This is a genomic window from Acetivibrio mesophilus, assembly GCF_004102745.1.
In the GTDB taxonomy this organism is placed as follows: domain Bacteria; phylum Bacillota; class Clostridia; order Acetivibrionales; family Acetivibrionaceae; genus Hungateiclostridium; species Hungateiclostridium mesophilum.
Window position 1 is genome coordinate 1 of the sequence record NZ_RLII01000039.1, and the last position, 19966, is coordinate 19966.

20 protein-coding genes are annotated in these 19966 nt (G+C 34.8%); 4 read left to right on the forward strand and 16 right to left on the reverse strand.

The genetic code is table 11. The features are described 5' to 3' along the window. Positions 1-323: 323 nt before the first annotated feature. From EFD62_RS15995 to EFD62_RS16055, 13 genes are all read right to left on the reverse strand, one after another. Positions 324-536 (reverse strand): hypothetical protein, encoded by a 213-nt coding sequence (locus tag EFD62_RS15995; RefSeq protein ID WP_128706470.1) that lies wholly within the window; start codon positions 534-536, stop codon positions 324-326. Positions 537-594: 58 nt separating this feature from the next. Next, complete coding sequence (locus EFD62_RS16000) at positions 595-1104, reverse strand: phosphotransferase (RefSeq protein WP_162302532.1); 510 nt, start codon at positions 1102-1104, stop codon at positions 595-597. 50 nt (positions 1105-1154) lie between these two features. Next, entirely contained in the window at positions 1155-1886 is a 732-nt protein-coding gene (istB, locus tag EFD62_RS16005; RefSeq protein ID WP_128706472.1) for an IS21-like element helper ATPase IstB, read from the reverse strand. Further along, positions 1883-3391 (reverse strand): IS21 family transposase, encoded by a 1509-nt coding sequence (istA, locus tag EFD62_RS16010; protein ID WP_128706473.1) that lies wholly within the window; start codon positions 3389-3391, stop codon positions 1883-1885. Before istA ends, istB begins: the two co-directional genes overlap by 4 nt. A 245-nt stretch (positions 3392-3636) precedes the next feature. Continuing rightward, a complete protein-coding gene (locus EFD62_RS16015; protein WP_128706474.1) occupies positions 3637-4077 on the reverse strand; it encodes an NADAR family protein in 441 nt (146 codons plus the stop codon). A gap of 553 nt (positions 4078-4630) precedes the next feature. Then, positions 4631-5515 carry a hypothetical protein gene (locus EFD62_RS16020; RefSeq protein WP_407921099.1) on the reverse strand — a complete coding sequence of 295 codons (885 nt, stop codon included), beginning with the start codon at positions 5513-5515 and terminating at the stop codon, positions 4631-4633. Positions 5516-5590: 75 nt separating this feature from the next. After that, on the reverse strand, positions 5591-6199 hold the full coding sequence (locus tag EFD62_RS16025) for a hypothetical protein (protein ID WP_069194076.1): 609 nt from the start codon (positions 6197-6199) through the stop codon (positions 5591-5593). A gap of 15 nt (positions 6200-6214) precedes the next feature. Next, on the reverse strand, positions 6215-7132 hold the full coding sequence (locus EFD62_RS16030) for a M56 family metallopeptidase (RefSeq protein ID WP_235832684.1): 918 nt from the start codon (positions 7130-7132) through the stop codon (positions 6215-6217). Next, on the reverse strand, positions 7129-7482 hold the full coding sequence (locus EFD62_RS16035) for a BlaI/MecI/CopY family transcriptional regulator (RefSeq protein WP_128706477.1): 354 nt from the start codon (positions 7480-7482) through the stop codon (positions 7129-7131). The genes EFD62_RS16030 and EFD62_RS16035 overlap by 4 nt, the downstream gene beginning before the upstream one ends. A 634-nt stretch (positions 7483-8116) precedes the next feature. Further along, positions 8117-12640, reverse strand: coding sequence for an AVAST type 2 anti-phage system protein Avs2 (gene avs2, locus EFD62_RS16040; protein ID WP_128706478.1), 4524 nt, complete (start codon positions 12638-12640; stop codon positions 8117-8119). A 503-nt stretch (positions 12641-13143) separates the two neighbouring features. Next, entirely contained in the window at positions 13144-13506 is a 363-nt protein-coding gene (locus EFD62_RS16045) for a hypothetical protein (RefSeq protein WP_155522912.1), read from the reverse strand. A gap of 112 nt (positions 13507-13618) precedes the next feature. Then, complete coding sequence (locus EFD62_RS16050) at positions 13619-13894, reverse strand: hypothetical protein (RefSeq protein ID WP_155522913.1); 276 nt, start codon at positions 13892-13894, stop codon at positions 13619-13621. A gap of 74 nt (positions 13895-13968) precedes the next feature. Further along, the gene (locus EFD62_RS16055) at positions 13969-14220 is read right to left on the reverse strand and encodes a helix-turn-helix domain-containing protein (protein ID WP_128706481.1); all 252 of its coding nucleotides are present in this window, start codon (positions 14218-14220) and stop codon (positions 13969-13971) included. A gap of 140 nt (positions 14221-14360) precedes the next feature. Between EFD62_RS16055 and EFD62_RS16060 the strand changes: the two genes are divergently transcribed. Together EFD62_RS16060 and EFD62_RS16065 are read left to right on the forward strand one after the other, a co-directional pair. Next, positions 14361-14912, forward strand: a complete 552-nt coding sequence (locus EFD62_RS16060) for a helix-turn-helix domain-containing protein (protein ID WP_128706482.1) — start codon at positions 14361-14363, stop codon at positions 14910-14912. A 171-nt stretch (positions 14913-15083) separates the two neighbouring features. Next, on the forward strand, positions 15084-15959 hold the full coding sequence (locus EFD62_RS16065) for a tyrosine-type recombinase/integrase (protein WP_128706483.1): 876 nt from the start codon (positions 15084-15086) through the stop codon (positions 15957-15959). Between the two features lie 616 nt (positions 15960-16575). On the opposite strand, the gene EFD62_RS16070 is transcribed toward EFD62_RS16065, so the two are convergent. Next, positions 16576-16893: a hypothetical protein gene (locus EFD62_RS16070; protein ID WP_128706484.1), complete on the reverse strand. Its 318-nt coding sequence runs from the start codon at positions 16891-16893 to the stop codon at positions 16576-16578. A 153-nt stretch (positions 16894-17046) separates the two neighbouring features. On the opposite strand from EFD62_RS16070, the gene EFD62_RS16075 reads away from it, so the two are divergent. Together EFD62_RS16075 and EFD62_RS16080 are read left to right on the forward strand one after the other, a co-directional pair. Continuing rightward, positions 17047-17457: a hypothetical protein gene (locus EFD62_RS16075; protein ID WP_128706485.1), complete on the forward strand. Its 411-nt coding sequence runs from the start codon at positions 17047-17049 to the stop codon at positions 17455-17457. Positions 17458-17494: 37 nt separating this feature from the next. Next, on the forward strand, positions 17495-17701 hold the full coding sequence (locus EFD62_RS16080; protein WP_128706486.1) for a hypothetical protein: 207 nt from the start codon (positions 17495-17497) through the stop codon (positions 17699-17701). 759 nt (positions 17702-18460) lie between these two features. Here the strand turns inward: EFD62_RS16080 and EFD62_RS16085 are convergent. Next, positions 18461-19444 carry a hypothetical protein gene (locus EFD62_RS16085; RefSeq protein ID WP_128706487.1) on the reverse strand — a complete coding sequence of 328 codons (984 nt, stop codon included), beginning with the start codon at positions 19442-19444 and terminating at the stop codon, positions 18461-18463. After that, complete coding sequence (locus EFD62_RS17670; protein ID WP_162302533.1) at positions 19407-19709, reverse strand: FHA domain-containing protein; 303 nt, start codon at positions 19707-19709, stop codon at positions 19407-19409. Before EFD62_RS17670 ends, EFD62_RS16085 begins: the two co-directional genes overlap by 38 nt. Positions 19710-19966: the final 257 nt, after the last annotated feature.

Here is a 19966-nt window from a genome sequence, read left to right on the forward strand (position 1 = left end):
TTCTTCCCTTAGGACCTCGATTACTATTTTTGCTTTTTCTTCAGGTGTAAAATGTCTTCTCTTTTCCATAGTTCCATTTTAACTTATTTTTGCTGTTTTGTCTGTCTTAATTTCTGGTATCATTATAATTGCTCAGAAATATTTTTTTAGAATAAAGTTAATACTATTATTAACAGATTGTCTTAATAAATTATGTTCATACAATGTATTATCCAAATCAAATATTACATTTTTAATAATTTTTGATCCCTCCAACCATCTTACAATCCATAAAGTTTAGAAGCATATTCATTAACGTCTCTATAGCAATGTATATGCAAAAATTATTCTTCTAATTGGGCAAGAGTCATTATAGAACGCGCCCATTTCACACTTTGAAGCTGAGCATAGTCGTTTATAGTTTCAATACCCAGTGCCTCTTTTAATAGTTTTGCATCATATTCACTAATTCCAATAAGTGCACTTACAGGAGCGTTTAACAGTTCTTTAAAACTATAATCCCAATATTCTTTTTTTACACCTTTCTTAATATTCACAATATTTTCCCCCTTTATATTTATTAATTTGCAATTGGCTGAGCAAACTAATTACCGGTTATTTCATGACATATTTATTCATACAATTATCAAAAAAATGTTCAAAGTTTCTGCACGCATTAATAATTTCGTTATAATAAAATTGTTGAGAAGGATAAAATTTTTCATCTCTTCCTAATTTCCATTTTGATTCAAATAAATACATTTTACATAGCCAAATTATTTCCTGTATTGGATAATTCATAGTAATATCAAGTTCCCTTACACTTTTATAGCCATTAATAAATTCTCTTACACAACTCTCATTGCATTTTAGCAAGCATAAATATTTTACCTTAATAAAATCAACCTCTGGTATACCCCCTCTAGCTGAGTCCCAGTCAATAACAACTACCCGATTTGTTAAATTTTCTACCATAAGATTCTGCATATCATAATCATGATGCAATAAAACTGGTTTTTGCATTTCATAATATTTTTCTTTATAATATTCTTTCACTAGTCTATAGACTTTGTTATATAACGATATATCTACCTCCAATAGTTGTCCTAAGACTGTTTTTGGCAAGTATAAATCCGTGCAGTGCGGAACTTAATTTTCCGAGCACCCCTATTCCATTATTGGGATTTCATGGTTGAGTGTTTTAGTCTGTAGCTTTGACCTTGAAATACAAGTAAATGACTATGGTGTACCAACCTATCAATAATTGCACTAGTAAGTTTTTCATCATAGAAAATGCCGTTCCATTTACTAAATTCCAGGTTTGTTGTAATTATCACGCTCCTTTTTTCATAACATTCTGAAATAACCTGAAACAGCAGCTGTGAGCCATCCTTCTCAAAAGGAACATATCCCCATTCGTCACAGATTAACAAATCTGTTTTGCTCAACTGTTTCATAAATCTCTGTAATTCCCCCTTGGCCTTTGCCTCGCTCAAAAGGTTAACTAATGCTGCTGTACGATAGAATTTTACCTTCTTTCCCCTGGAACAAGCTGCAACTCCGATAGCCGTGGCCATATGACTTTTTCCTGTTCCTACAGGACCATAAAGAATCAGGTTTTCAAGCTTATCAATAAAAATTCCGGTCTTTAATTCTTCAATACTGATAGCATTTGGTATCTGAATATTTCCAAATTCATAGTCTTCAAAACTCTTAATGACATCAAAACCTGCTGATTTTAGATTTCTGTTTTTCCTAACAAGTTCCCGGTGTTCTACCTCCATCTTTAAAAGCTGTGCAAGAAAATCAGTATAATCGGTTGCTCTAATCTTTGAATAATTATCATATATATTCCTTCCTAACCGGAGTTCCTTGCAATACTGCTTAATCAATATATCTGAATTCATAGCTGTGTCCCTCCGGAAATAATCAATTGATCATATATCTTGAAGTCAGGTGTATATTTCTTAACCTTAGGAACTGTATCAGGTAAAATTATTTCTGATTCCGGTAAAGTTCCGGTCGTTAAACGGCAATATGTTGCCCAAATACTATCTGGATCACTTACACCTAATTTTATCCCTTCTTCAAATGCTTCTATTGCCGTGTCAAAGCCTGTAGCTATCGTCATCTTTGTAAATAGCTTTAAAGCCTGCTTCTTCGATTCATAGTCACTTTTGTCCAGATATTCTTTAAATGTTTGCGGTAGTTGATTGTATAGCCCTGTATATTTTAATGCTGTTGGTCTTCTGCTCATAAGTTCAAGATAGGGAATCCAATTCATCGATTCCTTTTCCTCTCCGTAAAGGCGCCTGTGCTTGATTATATAATTGCAATCCTCATCAAGTATTTCTATATCATAAGCACCTGCTTTAACCATAACCTGTCGTCCAGCCATATTAGGAGAAGTCGAATAAGTTCTGCCATCAAACTTAATTTTCCCGTAGTTGTCGGCTTTAGCAAATTCGTGTAGGTATATTTCAAAGGGAATCTTCGGAAGCTTAAAGAATTCCTGCTTATCTTCTAGGAATAAATCCTTAATCATCCCATATCCTTTGTAGTGCATCCTGTTCATATCCTTATCACATTTTAACAGGAGCGTTTTGTTGTATTCTTTTAAATCCTTAAATTCCGGAATTGGAACAAGCATATTCCGGCGATGATATCCAACCTTGTTTTCTACTGAACCTTTTTCATGACCACTATTAGGATTGCAGAAGTTACTCTGGAAACCATAATGCATCATGAATCTTAAAAATCCTTTGGTTAAGTCACGTTCTCCATACTCTTTGACCTTCTTGACAGCCGTAGACATGTTGTCGAACCAGATAGCTGTTGGAACGCCACCTATGTGTTCAAATATTGCCTTCATACCTTCTAGAAGACATCCTTGGTTTGCACTTTTGAATAATTGCATATGACCGCCATTACTATGTGGATAGGATATATTGAAATAGTATCCATCATATGTAATACCATTCTCGATGAAGCGAGCCTCTCCAAAATCCGCCTGTGCCTCTCCTGGAGGATGTAGCAACGGAAGAAAACCGTCCTTATCAATTTGTAGTTCCTTTCGGATATCTGCAACAAACTTTCTAACTGACCGTTCACTAGCATCAAATTCATCCCGATATAGTTCCTTCAACCGGTCATACACCCTTTTTGCACTGTGTTGCTGTTTATGTGTTGCTTGTTTATCATTAATAAGCCATGTAGTAACTATGTCTCTATATGGAGATAATTTACCTTGTCGTCTCTGTTTTGGACGAATCGTATGGTTAAAGTCTTCTTTATTGACGTACTTTTTGACAGTTTCAAAATCATGTCCAGTAATCTGAGATATTTTTCTTAAACTTTTTCCTTCAAATTTCTTCATATTTCTGATACGATATATTTGTTCCATTGTTAGCATTCTTTCTATTACCCCCTTAAAGTGTGGACAACTTAAAGGGTATTATTTTTTAGGGGTGCTTGCAATGGAATTTTTCCATTTTATGCAGGGTTTTTTAAGTTCCGGATCGCTCGGTTTTTATTATACCGAAAACACTATTTCTAAATACTTGTTCAGCTAAGAGTTTCTCTATCGATACTGTTATTGTCAAATTACAGATAGCGGCATCAACATTTTCAATCTATTGCATAGCATAATAGTGCAACTTATATATCTGTTTTTAAAATTGCACGAACTTCCATAAGTATTTTACCAAGCATGTTCTTACCTGTACCATCAGAACCACATCCCCAATAGTAATCATCAGTAGTTTTTTCAATAATTTCTTCATCACCAGTTGATATAAGAATTTCTCGAATATCAGCATGAGTTTTAAATTTTTCCAAGACAGCTTCTCTCATAATACCATCTTTAACTTGCTCCCAATCTTTCCTTAAAGGTTTATTTCTATCTCTCCCACGCTTAGCGGCTTCCATTGGTGTTGCAGAAAGTCGAATTTCCTCTTCATATTCTGTACCTGCAAATTTCATTGCTTGAAAATAATGTTCACTTGTACTCCAATACTTACCATTAAGCTCAAATCCATGCTTGGAAAAATTAGAAAAACAACCATTTTCATCATTTACCTTGTAAAACATAATTGCCATATTGAACACCTCAACTATTATCTCTTATCTTTTTTTAATTCATATAGATAATAATATCAGAAAAAAACATATGTAATCCAGTTTTGGATGTGTGTTGAAAAATATTTTTCCGTTGTTCTCACGAAATTTGCCATTCGCAAACTTCGTTGGCTCCAAGCTTTTTTCTAATTCTTCTAAAAAGCATTGCAAAGAACTATAATGCTCTCGCTAACTTAACAAATTATAATAAAATTGAAAAACTACTTTGCCATCTTCAACTCCTTTTAGTTTAATTTCAATCCATATAAGAACCAATGGAGCAAAATACCACGTAACTTGAGCAACTCTGGGTAATTTATCCGGAGCAGAAACAGCGCAACCATTATATAGTCCCTTTGATAAATGATAAATACCAACATTGCATTATTAATTAAATTGGTTTGCAATGAATTTTATAATGCTTTTCTCTGATACAATAACATAAAAAGAGCAGGTGCCTCCTGCCCTTAATGATGCAATAACCATTTCCTGCTGTCCCAAACACATTCCCTATTACCACATGCTCATTTGAAACTTAAACTTCAAGTCGCTTGCTTGATTTACTGAAAGTATAGCATATAGCAGCATTTATACATCCTGATGCTATAATAATCAGTATATCTATAGGGGCAAGTACAATACCTGCCAGCCCATCAAATAAAAAACCGGAGCCGAAACGATACAGATGACCACTCAGTAGGACCATCTCACCGATATACATAATGATTGTAACTCCTGAAGCCACAATCGATGGTAGCAATACCGAAAGCGTTTTCTTTTTTTCAATCAGAAATGAACCAACATATACACCTGCTGTTACGCCAAAAACGACAAAGAATAAACTCATAAGTACCGCCGATATGGCAGATACTGTAATTCCTCCATCCCTGAAGAATGCGGTAAAACAAGCAAAAATACAAAGCCCAAGAAACAAAGCAGTGAATACCGACTGGATCACTAGTGCCTTTAGTCTGCTTTTATTATTTGTAATAATTATTTGGGCAAAACCGTAAAGGCAGTTTACAAGAGCAAATATTAAAACCACCGAAATAGCATAAAAGTGAATTTTGAATGCCGGACTATAATCTCCAATCAATACATCAACTGCCCTCCACGTCCTTGTCTCAAAGTTTTCCGGCGGTACATAACACATAAACATTTGCCAACTTTCAAGGGTCGTTTTAACAGTATCTGTAACAATAACCATATTCTCAAGCAGCAGTTCCGACACAAAAAAGACCACAAGAGAGATTACGGTTGCTACTGCCAATGCAAACTTTTTGGCATATTTCATCAAAACCGGTAATAGCAAAACCGCAATTATTACTGCCAAACTAATCGGCGTATAGGGTATTATGTACTTAGGGTAGTTTTCTGCCAAAACCGTTCCGTCCCGTACCATATCGCCAATAACTTTCACCCCCATAAAAAGGGGATAAAACGATGCTATTAGCACTCCAATCACAGAAAAAAAAATAAAACTTCTTAAATCGAGTCATTTATACTCCTCCTTATAAACCAAATCAGCGTATATTTCTCTAAACGGTATATAATCATCCATCTTAGAACTAGTCACACCATGCATAATATCGTCCCAAGTCACTTTGTCATCATTTACTAATACATATCTTACAAACGAAGTAAAGTTGGATTTGGGAGTTTCCGCTTCTCCCTCGTACTTCATAAGATATTTGAATTCCGACGTATACAGTTTTTCCTCTTCGTAGTGGCCCACACTAAATGTTTCCCCGTTATAAACAAGTTCTAAGATAAACATCATTGGATAATCATCTTTTATGCTCTCATAATATTCCGGATCGTAATCCGACGGATCACCGATTGTGTAATAGTGTACAACCCGGATTTTGCAAGGTATTTTCTTTGAAGACAAATCAACAAAATTCTGCCATGCTTCTTGCCCACAGGTAACATCCCCATCCTCCATCACAACATAACCCTCACGTTTTGCATCCTCCAATGTAAAACTATCTGTCACATATTTTAGCTCCTTCCACTCATCGGGAAATGTTTCTGCTTTGTCGCAACTAGACAGGATAAGAATAAAAAACATTATAGTACAGCCAGTATAAAGAATTCTTTTCATACGCTCACCTCCTTTTTAAGAAGCATTTGTCAGAAGCACATATCCAATTGCAATAGCAAATACTATAAAACTCGCAACCGAAATGATTGACAGTTTTTTATAAGACAAAATGCGGTCAATGCGTACCCGTATCTTTGCTCCACCAAATGGAGAGACAAAAACATTCATGCTCTCCGCACAATCAACAAGAGCCAGTGCATAAGCCTTTTTCTCATCTTCATCACAGTCTGCCAACACTTGCTCATCACAGGCAAGTTCTGTTTCTTCTAAAAACTTCTTTAAAAATAACCAAACGAAAGGATTGAACCAATGAATAGAAGCCGAGATAAAAGCAACGATACGCCATAAATTATCCTTACGTTGAATATGAGCGGATTCATGTGCCAAAATGTAGTTCAGGTCTCTTTGCTCATAACCTTTAGGAATAATAATCTTTGGACAAAAAACACCGTATATTGCCGGTGAGTTTATTTTTCCCGAAACATAAATATTATCTCGTAAAAGGCTGGCATCTTTTAATTCAGATTTTGTAATGACATAAAGCATTGAGAAACCAATCATAAGGCCAACAGCAACAATAATCCAGACGGTAGATGCAATATTGAATAGATTATCAAGCAGATTCACTTTATAGGTAATCGGAAAATACTTGTCTGCAGCCATAATATAGTTTGTTAAGGTATAGTCCAAAGCTCCCTCATATACGACCACAGTCTTCGTAGTAAATTTTGAAACCAATGTCATCAGACTATATTTGCTTGAAATCCCCACTGGAATCCACATTCTAAGAAAAGGAATTACCCACAATATATGAACTAGGCGCCGTGGAAGCTTTTTAATTTTCCCCAAAAGCAAAACGATGATACCAACAACAGATGCCGATATGCTCATATTGAAAAGCCAATAGAATACTTCAGAAAGCAATGCCCTCACCTCTCTTCAATCATCTTTCTCAATTCATCCAAATCATCGGAAGAGAGCTTTTCATCCTGGAGTAACGCAGAGAAAAGTGCCTTTTTTGAACCACCGAAAAACTTATCCACAAAGCTTTGGGTCTCGGTCTTGCAGACATCCTCACGGGAAATCAGCGACGAACAGATAAAACCCGGTTCTTCTCTTTTGATATATCCCTTGCCCTCAAGCTTTTTTATAACAGTATACGTAGTGTTTTTATTCCAACCGATTTGCTCCGCAGCAATAAGGCTTATCTGCTTGGCACTAATTGGTTCATTTCCCCATATAATTTCCATAACTTTAATTTCGCTGTCAAATAATTTTTGCATTGCAGCCAACACCTCATTAGACTATTTCTATAGTCTAGACTATCATAATAGTCTAACGTTGTCAATAGTCGCTTAGGAAATGCCTATAAATAGTCAAAAAAGCAGTGGACAAGTTCGAACACCTTATCTCACTGCTTCTTTATTTAGAAATATACAATCCTTAAATATTTGCCACTGGAGTGCTAAGAAGCCTGTATAACCAAGTGATTACCGGCCTTTCTCCATCCTCATGTCCCCCTCCAATCCCTCATTCCCTCTTTTCCATCAAAAAAGGCAAACTCGCTTTCCCTCCCAAAAACAGGCTCCCAAAATCAAAAGGCTCTCCACATTTTTGGGAAGGCGGGTGGCAGGTCACTTATCAAAAATGCCGTAACGGCTTTAATATCAAGGGTTTGATACTCCATACTGATAAATAAAAAAGACCCTGAAACAAGTCTAAATGACTTATCTCAAGGTCTCATCTTCATTTTTTCTTTTGTTTTTGGGGGAAGCCCATTTTGCCCTTTTCAGGGAAAGGTGGGTTGCCCTTGGACATGGAGTTTCAACCTTGTAGCATTATTATAACATTTAAATGTTTATAATCAACCAAAGAAATTATGCAAATTGCTGGCCTATATTTTGCCTGTTAGAATTTCTACCTATACACGTTCTTATCTAAATCATTGAATACAATATTCCTATTTCCTTCAATCTTGCCATTAATATACCTATAAACACCACTAATCTCTAACCATCCAATTTCATTTTGATTATGTGAATGTATGATATTTTTTTCTCCAAGTAGAGTCCAAATAACATCATAACCATTATCATCAAGAAATTTAAGAAATTCTTCCTTTCTTACCAAAAGGGAGTTTGGTGCTTCATTATCAACCGAAGGATCCTGAAATATTACTTTACCTTCATTATTATAATATTTATAGTCTTTTCCATTCCATTTCACTCCCATCTTCTCTGCAATCTCCCTTGTTGGAAGAGTTATTCGTATACTTTCATCTAAAGAGCAATCATATACACCTTCTTCACAAAGATAGTTAATTGCAGTAACCATAACTTTACACGGAAGTTCTTTCCTATGGTTTTCTACCCAAATCTCATTCTCATCACGTACTAAATAATCGTATGCTGGTGACCAATAAAATTCACCTAAAAATAAATTTGTAATATCTCTTGATTCAGGCATCCACCTTCCCATGAAATTTTGCTGCATTGCCCATTCATAAAATTTTTCTGAATCTTCCTTTTTTACAATATAACTTTTAATCATATACCAAAGTTGTCTTGTTGGCTTTTCATATCGTTCCTTGTCCAGAGGTGCTTCTTCCTCCCAGTTAATATGATTTTCTAAAATAAACCAATTAGACTTCTCTTCAGGATGTGTAACTTCTATAGCCATTTTTTCATCAGGTAAGTCTGTAATATCTTTTAACCAAGATTCCTCACTTTCGCTTTCTTGCCATGAATCGTATTGTATTGGCATAGTCCAACAATTTTTTCTCGAATCTCTGTAAGTTTTCTTTAATGTACATGAAGGATCAATATTTCTAATATAAGATAGTTGCCAAGGACCTTCATATCTTCGTTTATCTTCATCCCATTCATCTACATATTTATAATTATCTGATAAACGGGCTAAAATCTCATATAATGCAATCCACTGATACTTTTTTCCTATTCGTTCGGGCTTATTTGCTCCCCTTCCATTATTACCATATCTTTCAACATAACTATCAAATCGCCCGAATTTCTCAACACTCCATCCTAAATTTAATACTTTTCTAAATATCCATGCTTGAATAAATTCTAAACTTATATATTCAATTTTCTCTGTTTCCCCATCGTTAAGATATTTTTTTACATACTTGTCATACACCATTTTCTTATCCGGGCTTAAGATCTCAAAAAAGTCTTTTTCAGCCAAAATACAGTTCTGTTCTAGTGCCTTTTGGGATACTTTCTCCTTCTTTTCTTCATCCCAAATATCCCCAAGATAACAGTTTATATAAAGTTCACATCTTGTCTTTTCATATTTTTCCCATGCCTCTAATTCACCATTGTCAAGTGACTTTACAAAATCATCGTACTTATCTTTTAAGGTTACTGGGTCAGGTTCACTAATTTTAATCTTTGACCAATTTGTAATATTAGTGTTAGTCCCAATTACATACCTTGCAAAGTCTCCAAATCCCATTACTGATTCATAAAGGCTATACATTGTCCAGTCCTCTTGAGACTTAAATTCATCTGTATTTGTGTATTTTGAGAATACCTTTTTAGACGGCATTTTAAGTGTCAACTTGCTTCTATAAGGAGGTCGAATTTTAGTTTCATCTATACCATCTAAACTTCCTTGTTTAAGAGCATATTCAATAATTCCTCTAGCGTAATCTCTTAACAGAACATTAGGATATACTTCTTCCTTATTATTGAAAACTAATTCATAAGTACATTTTGCAAGATCCACTATTTCTTTAGGATTATTACTCCTTAAAATGCAGCCATAAGCAATGGCATACAATCTTTCAATAACATATGGATCATTTACTTCGTTAAATCGCTTCAATAGATTAATTACTACACTTATTCTGTCAGTCAATATATTTACAAGAGCCTTTGTAGCATTGTCTCTTAAAAACCTATTTGAAGAAGTAAGGAACCATGTAAGACTTATACTAATTAATTCTATAGCTTTATCACTTATATAGGACTTATCTGCTTCGGATAATCCCCAATCTATAAGCCTATTTACCGCTTTTTTTTCACCATATTGTTCATGCAGTAAAATTGACCACCAACTATCCCTAATTGCAATATCCATATCCCATAAGAGTCCATGTAGCCATTCTGCATTGAATGGATGTTTTTCGTTTGAAGAAATTAACAGCAAGGAATTGATAAAGTTGTTTCTACTATCTTTATAGCACATTATGTATTTATTAATGTAATCAGTTGTTTTATCATTTAAATATTCTGGATTTCTCCATATAAAACTATCTATAAATGCATTTACTACGGAATCATAACTGCTGCACTCTGGTATTAATTCAAATAACTCCTTTCCAGTAGCTTCAGGCAATTGTACAAACAACGACTCAACTAAACCTTTTTGTCTCCAAGCGGCATATTCATCTTTTAGATACTGTTCCTTTAATACTGTTGTATCAAATTCTCCTGACTCTCTTTTAAATAACTTTTCTATTAAACGCTTAACTACCATAAAATCCGTAAATCTCTCATATGAAAACCTCGTAACATCAATCCAGTCCTTATCTCCTATTCTTACTCTGTCTTCACTTAATATTCCTTCACTTATCAAGTACCTGTAAAGCGACCGTTCAAACTCCTCCTTATGGCATATGCTATCAGCAATATCCATAGCAGATTCTATTGGTATATAATATAGGTTTGTATCAGCCATTGTATCAGCCATCTTATCAATAGCTTTTCCTATGACGTTTAATTTGGGGTTTACATTTAAATATTCTTCCTTTGAAAGCTTCAAATTTACAGAATCTATATAAAAGTTAAAAATACTATTCAAGCCTTCAATACCATTTGGAATTGTATCCGAGCCTCTGTTCTTTATACTTTTACAGAATAACTTTAGAAAAAGTGGATTCTTAAATTCAGGTACTAATAACGGCATTGAGGGTTTATGGATTCCATAGTAATCGAAAAATTCGTTTGTCGCCTCATACTCAATATCACTAAAGCCATTATGATAAACTCTTATCAGGTTTGTCATGTCAAGGTGATCAGGAATAATTGCTGTCTCATATGTACTTCTTACACTTACTGCTAAACATAGCCATTCGTATCTTTTTATACTCTCAATGAATCCAGCTAAATACTTCTGCCAAAAATTCCGTCCTTCTCCCTCATTAAGTGCATCAATTATTAAAAGAACTTTGCATTGTCTTGTTTCTCCTACTGTATTGAGAATCGACAAGAATTCGTCTTTACTACTTTTTACATCAAGTAGCTTTAACACCTGCGACCAAGGTTCCTCATTTATAAAATGTCCCCCCAATAGTAAAATCGAAGGCAGTCCTTCTAAAAGTCTACTTTCTGCGACATCACAAAGTAAATGAGTTTTACCAGAACCTGCATCACCTAACAACAGCAATGTTCTTAAGTTTGTAAGATTTGCTTTACAGTCTGTAATGAAATCTGATAGTTCATATACCCGCTTTCTCAATTGATATAAGTGATGATATTCATAATCATATCTTTGAGAAGTTGTTTTTCCCCCTTCACCTTTTTTCTCTTCTATCTCCAAGCGTTGAATATCATTATTAGTTATATCAATAAGCTCTATTATTTCTTCAAGCGTTTTAGTAAATGTTATCCAATCTATGACATTTGTTTTGACTCTATCAATATTATCTTTTAGTTCAATTATCTTCTCTGTTTTTGTGCTTAAATCATTATAATTTTGTGAACATATGGTTTTTACTTTTGTTGTTGATAATTTATGAAATTGTTTTAAGCAATTACCACAGTAGTATTTCACTTCATTTATGAATTCATCAGTACATCCTAATGCACCAAATATTTTAGATATAGGTAGCTTTACATTAAGTTCAGGTGTATATCTTGGCCCTACATTTGCAATTGTCTCTTGTAACCTGCCCTTAAACCATTCCAGACTAAATTGCTCTTTATTAAACCAAAAAAGATACCTTCCCCTGTGCTCTTCTTTAGAAAGTCTGTCAAAAATTTCTGAAGTTCCCCAATATTCAAAGCTGACTTCCATACCGTTATCTTGAGCCTGTATAGTCCATAAAGCAACTTTTTCATTCCATTTATCCATAAACCATTTTTGTTTTTCAATCCTTGGATCAGCTCTATCTAAAGGCATGCAGATGTAATATTTCTTAAGTTTAGGATGCTTTTTTAAAACTGTCGTAATGGATTTATCAAGCTCCTTCCATTGAGCAGCTTCAGGCGTTTTTGTAAAAAACTTTGATTGCCAGCCCCATTCATCTCCATTTTCCAGTTTCCAATAACATTCTACACCTGCATCAGGAGTACCTTTTCTAACAAACTCTAATCCATTTGGAATATTTTCATGTCTTGCAAGCTGACAGCATAACTCCTCAAATGCAGTTTGCTGTGAACCATCCCATATCCTCAATGCATTCCAATCTATAGACAATTGCAATTCCCCCTACTTTGTAAACTTTTAGAAATGAAAATATCTAACTTACTTAATTATGATATTACTCCATGCTGTTTACATATATCTCTTGTTATTTTGCTATAGCTATATTATATAAAGGATCATTTTGAAGTACAACAACATTATCCTTTTATGTCTAAATCCGTCTTATGCAAATGATTAACTACTTTTGTGAATTATAATGACTTGTATGTGAATCATATATTGGGTGAAGTCATTTAACTTATTATAAATGCCGTGGAACCTGTAATATCAAGAGTTTGGCACTCTTATGAACAAATAAAAAAGACCTTTAAAAAGCATTACTTTCTCAAGGTCTAATCTATATTTCATTTGTTTTTTGGTAAGTCCATTGTATCTTTTTATAGAAAGGCAGTTCGCCATTGAACTTGGAGTTTAAGCCTAGTCCCAATTATAACATTGTAAATGATTAACCATTCGCTCGTTAACTTTTGTCCATGTAACTCCATTTGCTTTTGCTATTCTCGGTACTTTTCACGAAGCTGTACGTGTATAAAAAACCAGTCCAATTCTTCACGCTCCATATATTCCTGAATCGCAAGTTCCTCAAAAGATTGATTTTTATTTTGAAGATACTTTTCTCTGACATCCCAAATGATCTCTTCGCCTTTACCTGCCCTAATTTCAGCATACTGTTCTGCTGTAATTAGTCCCCATACCAGCATATCATATTGATCGAGAACCAGATCCCAGTCCAAAACATTATTGTCTGCAGAAATACTATAAACTACGATTTCATTCTCGCCAGCAGCCATCTTTTCAGTTCCTTTATCGACACTCTTTGTGACCATTTCACCCGTTCGTAAGTCTATAAGTGCCACGCCAGTTTTCTATCCGAAAACCCAACCTGCATATGCTGCTCGGAAAATAGTTTCAATACTCATGTTAAGCAATTTATCAAATAGTTCATCGTAATCGACAAATCCATTTTTATTAACTTTTATCTCCATTATGAATCCCCTCCTTTGCGGTGGTCCTGTTAGAATGGACCGTCCAGTAATTTTTATGTGTTTCTGAATCTTGTTCAATCGTGGCATTTGGGTAGAAACCCAATGCCTTTATGATTTCTTCAGCATCCGTAAGCGGCACAAGCGTTTCATCGGCTGCCGTTATCCCAAAGATACTCACCTCATCCACTTCACCCGTTGTAATCATACGGATGATTTCCTCACACAATTCTTCTTCCGTCATTCTATCCCTCCAACTCAATCAATAGCCTTATAATCTGATCGCAATTTGATTCAATATCAAACCTGTCCGTTTTATCCTGCATTGTTTCCGTTCTAGTGATTATCAGTCTCATCATTTGGTACTTCTTTTATAATGAAGTCAATTATATCCATCCCAAGTACAGTAGCAATTCTACCTACCGACTGTGGCCTAGCTCTTACTTGGTTTCGCTCAATCCTGGATATTGTCTTAATATCAAGTTCTGCCTGTTCAGCCAGTTGACGCATACTGATACCTCGCCTTGCACGCTCTACCGAAATTCTTTCACCATCATATCGACAATGAAGGCTTTTATAGATATTCATAGTCATCACATCCCTTTACTTACTTTTTGGATGTTTTTATTTTAACATCTATTTTTACTATATTGCAAGTTTTGCTTAAAATATTTTTACTTACTTTTTAGCAGTTTTGTGTTATACTTTTTTTGAGAAGGAGTGAAATTATGATTGGTGAACGTTTAGCAATGTTGAGAAATGAAAAGAAATTAACGATGCGTGCAATAGGAGAACTTGTGGGTGTTTCAGATGCTGCCTGGGTAAAATACGAAAAAAATAGAGCAGAACCATCAATTGCAACACTATGCAAAACAGCCGAGATATTTAATGTCTCCCTTGACTATTTACTGGGAAGGACAAACATACGAGATCCCAAACTTATTGATACAGCTGATATCCAAAATGATTTTATAAAAGAATTTGAAGAATCCACCATCGGTGATACCAATAAATTTTTCAACCTTTTTGAAAATCTATCTGGTGCTATTGGTTTAATCAAAAACAAGAAGGTTACAGAAACAGAATTCCAGCTCCTGTTAAAAATGTTGAGTGATCTAATTGTCTATTTCAACGATATTCATTCAATGAAGGAGGAAACACCTATACTTAACAAACATGTGTTTGATTACCACACTACCACTACATCAGATATGATCCATGATCTTAATAGACTATTAGAGTTAACATTTATAACCGATGACTCTGAAAAATGCCTCTAAAAACTTATGTAGCCAGATTTTAATTCTTTATTTGATATTTTAGTGCCGTAAAACCGCATGAATTCGTATGGCAAAAATAGAAACTCGCCACATAATGTAAATTTATGAAGCCAGATTATTTAGCCAGTATGATAAATCGTTCAATTATTGTAGTAAAGGGGGAGAATAAAATTGGATTGGATTACCGAATATGAAAATACTTTAAAATCAGCATACAAAAGTCCGAATACCATTAATGGTTTTGTATCCGATGTACAACAGTTTCTTGAATGGTTTGATATTACATATGGCAAAGAATTCGATGGTCAAGTTCTTGAGCAAGACGCACGTGAATTCCGAAACTATCTTCTAAACATTTTAAGAAGAAAGCCTGCCACCATCAACAGGAAAATGGCAGCACTAAATAGCTTCAACCAGTTTCTGATTAGCAAAGGTACAAGCAAAGTTATTCCCATTAAAGGGCTTTTGATGGCCGACTCAACCGAGAGAGAAATAAAGACACTTGAACGCACTGAACAAAATAAGCTTAAGAGGGCTATTTACACTAAATGTAACAAAAGGGATATCGCCATCTATGAATTGCTATATAACTGTGGAATACGTGTATCCGAACTCATTTCATTGTCCATCCAAGACATTCATTTGACCGAGAGAAATGGCAATACCAATTATAGCTATATCATCATCAGACAAGGAAAAGGTGGAAAATACAGAGAATGCCCTCTCAATGCCCAGGCTCGTTCGGCATTGATGGACTATCTGAAAATAAGGATTTCATCCTCTGACAAAGTTTTTATTGGGCAGCGTGGTCCACTTCGCCGGGAAGCCGTTGATAAAATAATTAAAAAATACTGTGATGTTGCGGGAATTGACAATATTAGTTGTCATGTCTTGAGGCACACTTTTTGCAGCAGGTTGATCCAAGCAGGTGTTCCTCTCCCCACGGTTTCACGTCTTGCTGGACACAGTTCCACGGAAACAACCACACGCTTCTATATACATACACCACGGGCAGATAAAATAGCAGCAGTAGATAAGTTATTATAAGATATATAATTTGTTTCGGTCATCTTGATATTTGAAGCACTTCATCATACTATTGAATAACAAACATACGGACTACTCCACTATGCTTAAGCTTAAGCTTTACCTCAATCCATATCTTCAGCCATATCTCAAGCATATTCTTAAACATAACATAATTGATGTGACCACAGCTTGTCCATCTATCCCATAATAGGATAAAGATTCAGCATATCTAGAACAATCCCATTACGGTTACAAACTCCTGCATTTCTTATATATATAAAGGGAATTCGGGAGTTTCTACTATGCTGTGATAAAGATATGGCTTTAATGTTATATCCGTCTGCTTGAGTATAGCTATTGATATGGCTTTAGCATATGCTTAAGCTTATGCTCTTATTAATATTCCTAATTAACCATAAAATCGTAGGAGTCCGCATCATTAGCTATTCATCCAGTAGCTCCATTAAATTTCCATATATATTCTTTGCTATAAAGATTATTAAAATGGTCCTCTGAAAAATTATTTAAACTTCATATGAGGCAAGCAATTAATTATACTCTGAAGTAAACAAAATATTATTTACCTGTGTAAATTATGTTCTCTTGCCAAATTCATTTCTTATAGCTCTACTTCCTAATCACTTATTTTATCAGTTTCACACTGTAAAAACGTATATAGCATATCTCTTGCTAATGAACTGCTATTTCTTCCATATCTCTTTTCAAGCTCGGAGATATATTCAATTTCAGAATCTGATAATTTGGCACATATCATTTTCCGATTGGCGTGAGAATACGAATAATCAGTTTTCAGTTCCTTACCCTTAAAATTATAAAATACATACATCAAGAATTTACTCCGAACCTTTGGAAGATTATTCTTTTCTGCAAATGACCGCATTTCATAGTATGTCTTTTCTGAAATTGCAAACCAAACCTGTCGTTTTTCCATTTTCCACCTCTAATACTTTATATTAAAATTATACACCAAATTAGCATTCTATACAGTCAAATTTTTATTATCATTTTTAGTCAAATTATATTGCTGAAGATTTAAATTTAGAGTATGATAATAGCATAATATTTTGACCTTGGAGGTATAATATTGCTCCAACTTATCCCCCACGAAACGCCTGAAGTTACTGATTACTACGATAAATGCCTAAATGCTATAAGATGTATACTAATGGACTATCAGGATGAGGCTGTAAACTTTCGGGCTATTATCCGAATGGGTGAATATGTCTTACTACATATAGACAACTACTATCATACCTTTTGTGGTGTTGACACCACTAACGAAAGATTAAAGGAAACAGTAAAAATTTTACGTGCAAAATTACAGTACCTGCTAGGCTTTCTGATTGAATCTTCAGAACCAGAGCTGCGTTTCAGCCTCTATTCAACCACCCCTACACTGGAAACCTACTATCTCCAGTACAGTTACTTAATAATGAAAATTGGTCCATTTGACTTGATAACATATAACCATTTTGAATCCCAAATATCAAAATAAATACTATGGGTAAGATGCCCAATAAGGAGGATTTTCAATGAAAAGTGAAGTAATAGATACTAAAATTGTTTGTAGTGGCAATAACAGAGTATACCATATCTATAGAACCCGTTGTGGTATGCTTGATACACTCACTCTCCGCTACCAAATCAAATCTGGCACTCGTACAATTACTCGGAAGGTACCATTCTTTATGGGATTCCCATTGCAAAAAGTAGTAGAACTTGCTGCAGATAGGATTTAACGATATTTAGATATAAGTGCTGACAAATGAAATAGTCATTCTTGATTATCCCATGTTATTACGGATTATCCGCGATTAAAGGAGAATAAATGCGTTTTTAGCAATATGACTGTAGGTAATCTCTCATTACTGCGGTCTTTCTTTTTTTCCGTAGATTTTTATCTAAAGACTGTCACGTTTATAAAAACGTGTTAACAGAAATGTCCTCATATTCCTATACTGTTTTTATTCATAAACCGCTCCTTTTTCTATGAATCAAGCTTTAGATTAATTCATCTTAATCTGTATTAATCTGTATTAATCTGTATTAATTCAAATTAATCCGAAGTCCATAATTTACCATAATAAAGCACTCAAAACTTCACTTTCTGCTATCAAAAGTGATAATTATTACATTTTATTACCACATTGGACACGTTTTTAAAAACGTATTTGACCAAACTACCATAAAAGGGCATAAAAAAACCATGTACCTCATTAAAGCACATGGTCAAATATGTAGTACAAGCCTCGAAAGGCTTGCTTATAGTCAGATCTTAAAAAAGAAGGATTTATATAAAGCTGGCATTCCAGCATTATAAAAAATCAAGGGGCATGTGTACACCCCTTGTTGACGAAGGATTTTTTTATTATGATGATCAATAGCTCCATTTCATCTTGTAAGATTATCTTGGATGAACAAAGCATAACTTATTTCTCTTACTCATGTCAAATTTTTTTGTATCGAGGGATTTTTCCCTCTTAAACTGTAGAGCATATCTAAAAGCTGAATTCACTAGCCAGTAGTTTGACTGCGGCTAATCCCAGCAATCGATTTTCATGCCTCTTTTCAGGAAGTCCTTTCACAACTACTTGCCTATCACCTGTCCATGCTTTGCAAGCAGCCTTCTCATACTGCCTACATTGGTAGGACTCGCACAGAAGTATCAAAATCTGATCTGAAGGTACAATCGATTCAATAATACTTTTCATGTACGGCATATGATGTGCTTCGATCAGAATTATACTTGCTGACTGCATGAACTGGCAGACTGAAAGCAAATCTGTCTTTGATGTAACCACAATACAGTATTGGGCTTCATCTTTGATTTCACAGTACTCCAGCGGAATACTTGGAATTAAACCGGATTCTTTTACTATCTTTTCTTCTGTAATCTGCGAAAGTATTTCGGTGAGTGATAACACAGCCTCTTTATAGCCCAAATTTTTCTGCTTTTGGACAAACGTGATGATGTCCATAACGTCATGCATCTTACAATCTGGTTTATAGCAACCTGCAAATATTTTTTGTCGCTTCTGATCCCACGAAAAGTAAAAACGCCTTGTTCCGCATACAGGACAATCTGTGTATGCATATACCCTCTCCTTCCCTTTGTCAAATTCCTGTTCAGAAATGTCTATGTTGAGCTGTTTTAGCATATCAAGAAACAACTTTTCTGTCAGTTTCTCTTTTAGAAGTCTTTTAAAACTGTCCAATCGTGCAATCGGCAAATATAGCTGCAATGCGAAATTGACAACATCAGTTTCATCAATGCCCTCTACTATATACCCTTCTACTCCACTAACTGTAATAGGTGTATCGGTACAGCTTTCCCGATTACAGTCATGCATAATGGTATAACTCTTGCGATGGTCCAACTTTTTAAGGTTCTGCATCGCTTCACTTACAGCATTTTCTAGAGACATTCCAATTGTTTGGTATTCATTAACATACTTGTTTTTGATTTGTGCTATCTTTGTCAAGTGACCAACCCCTTTCTTTTTTTATAAGCTTGAGATGCCCGACAGATACACCGAGTCGTTTGAGAACTGAAAGTACAAACTCATTCTTTAAGTCGGATCCGAGCGTATCTTGGTCTATATACCTTAACGCTTGATATATTTGATTTTTGGTAATATGTGTTCCAATTTCTGCTATTTGAAAAGTCTCCTCCAAATATGTCACCAACTCATAGATCCTCTTTTGTTTTGTATTTCCGTTGCTCATATACTTCATACAGAATGACAATGGATACCACTCCACTTTAGTACACTCACTGAAGTATTCCTGGAGAATAGTCATCACTCTCCGATACTGGATGAAGCTATATACCTTGATAGACTCGATTGTATTCCGTCGCAGTTTTGTACGCATTATCTGTCAGTGGTAAAATTAAATTACCCGGTTTCGGGAAAGAAAATGCCCCACCTATTCACAAACTTCCACTTGTAGATTAACATAATGTTAATTATATAAGTGGGAGTCGATAATAATGTTGGGGGTAG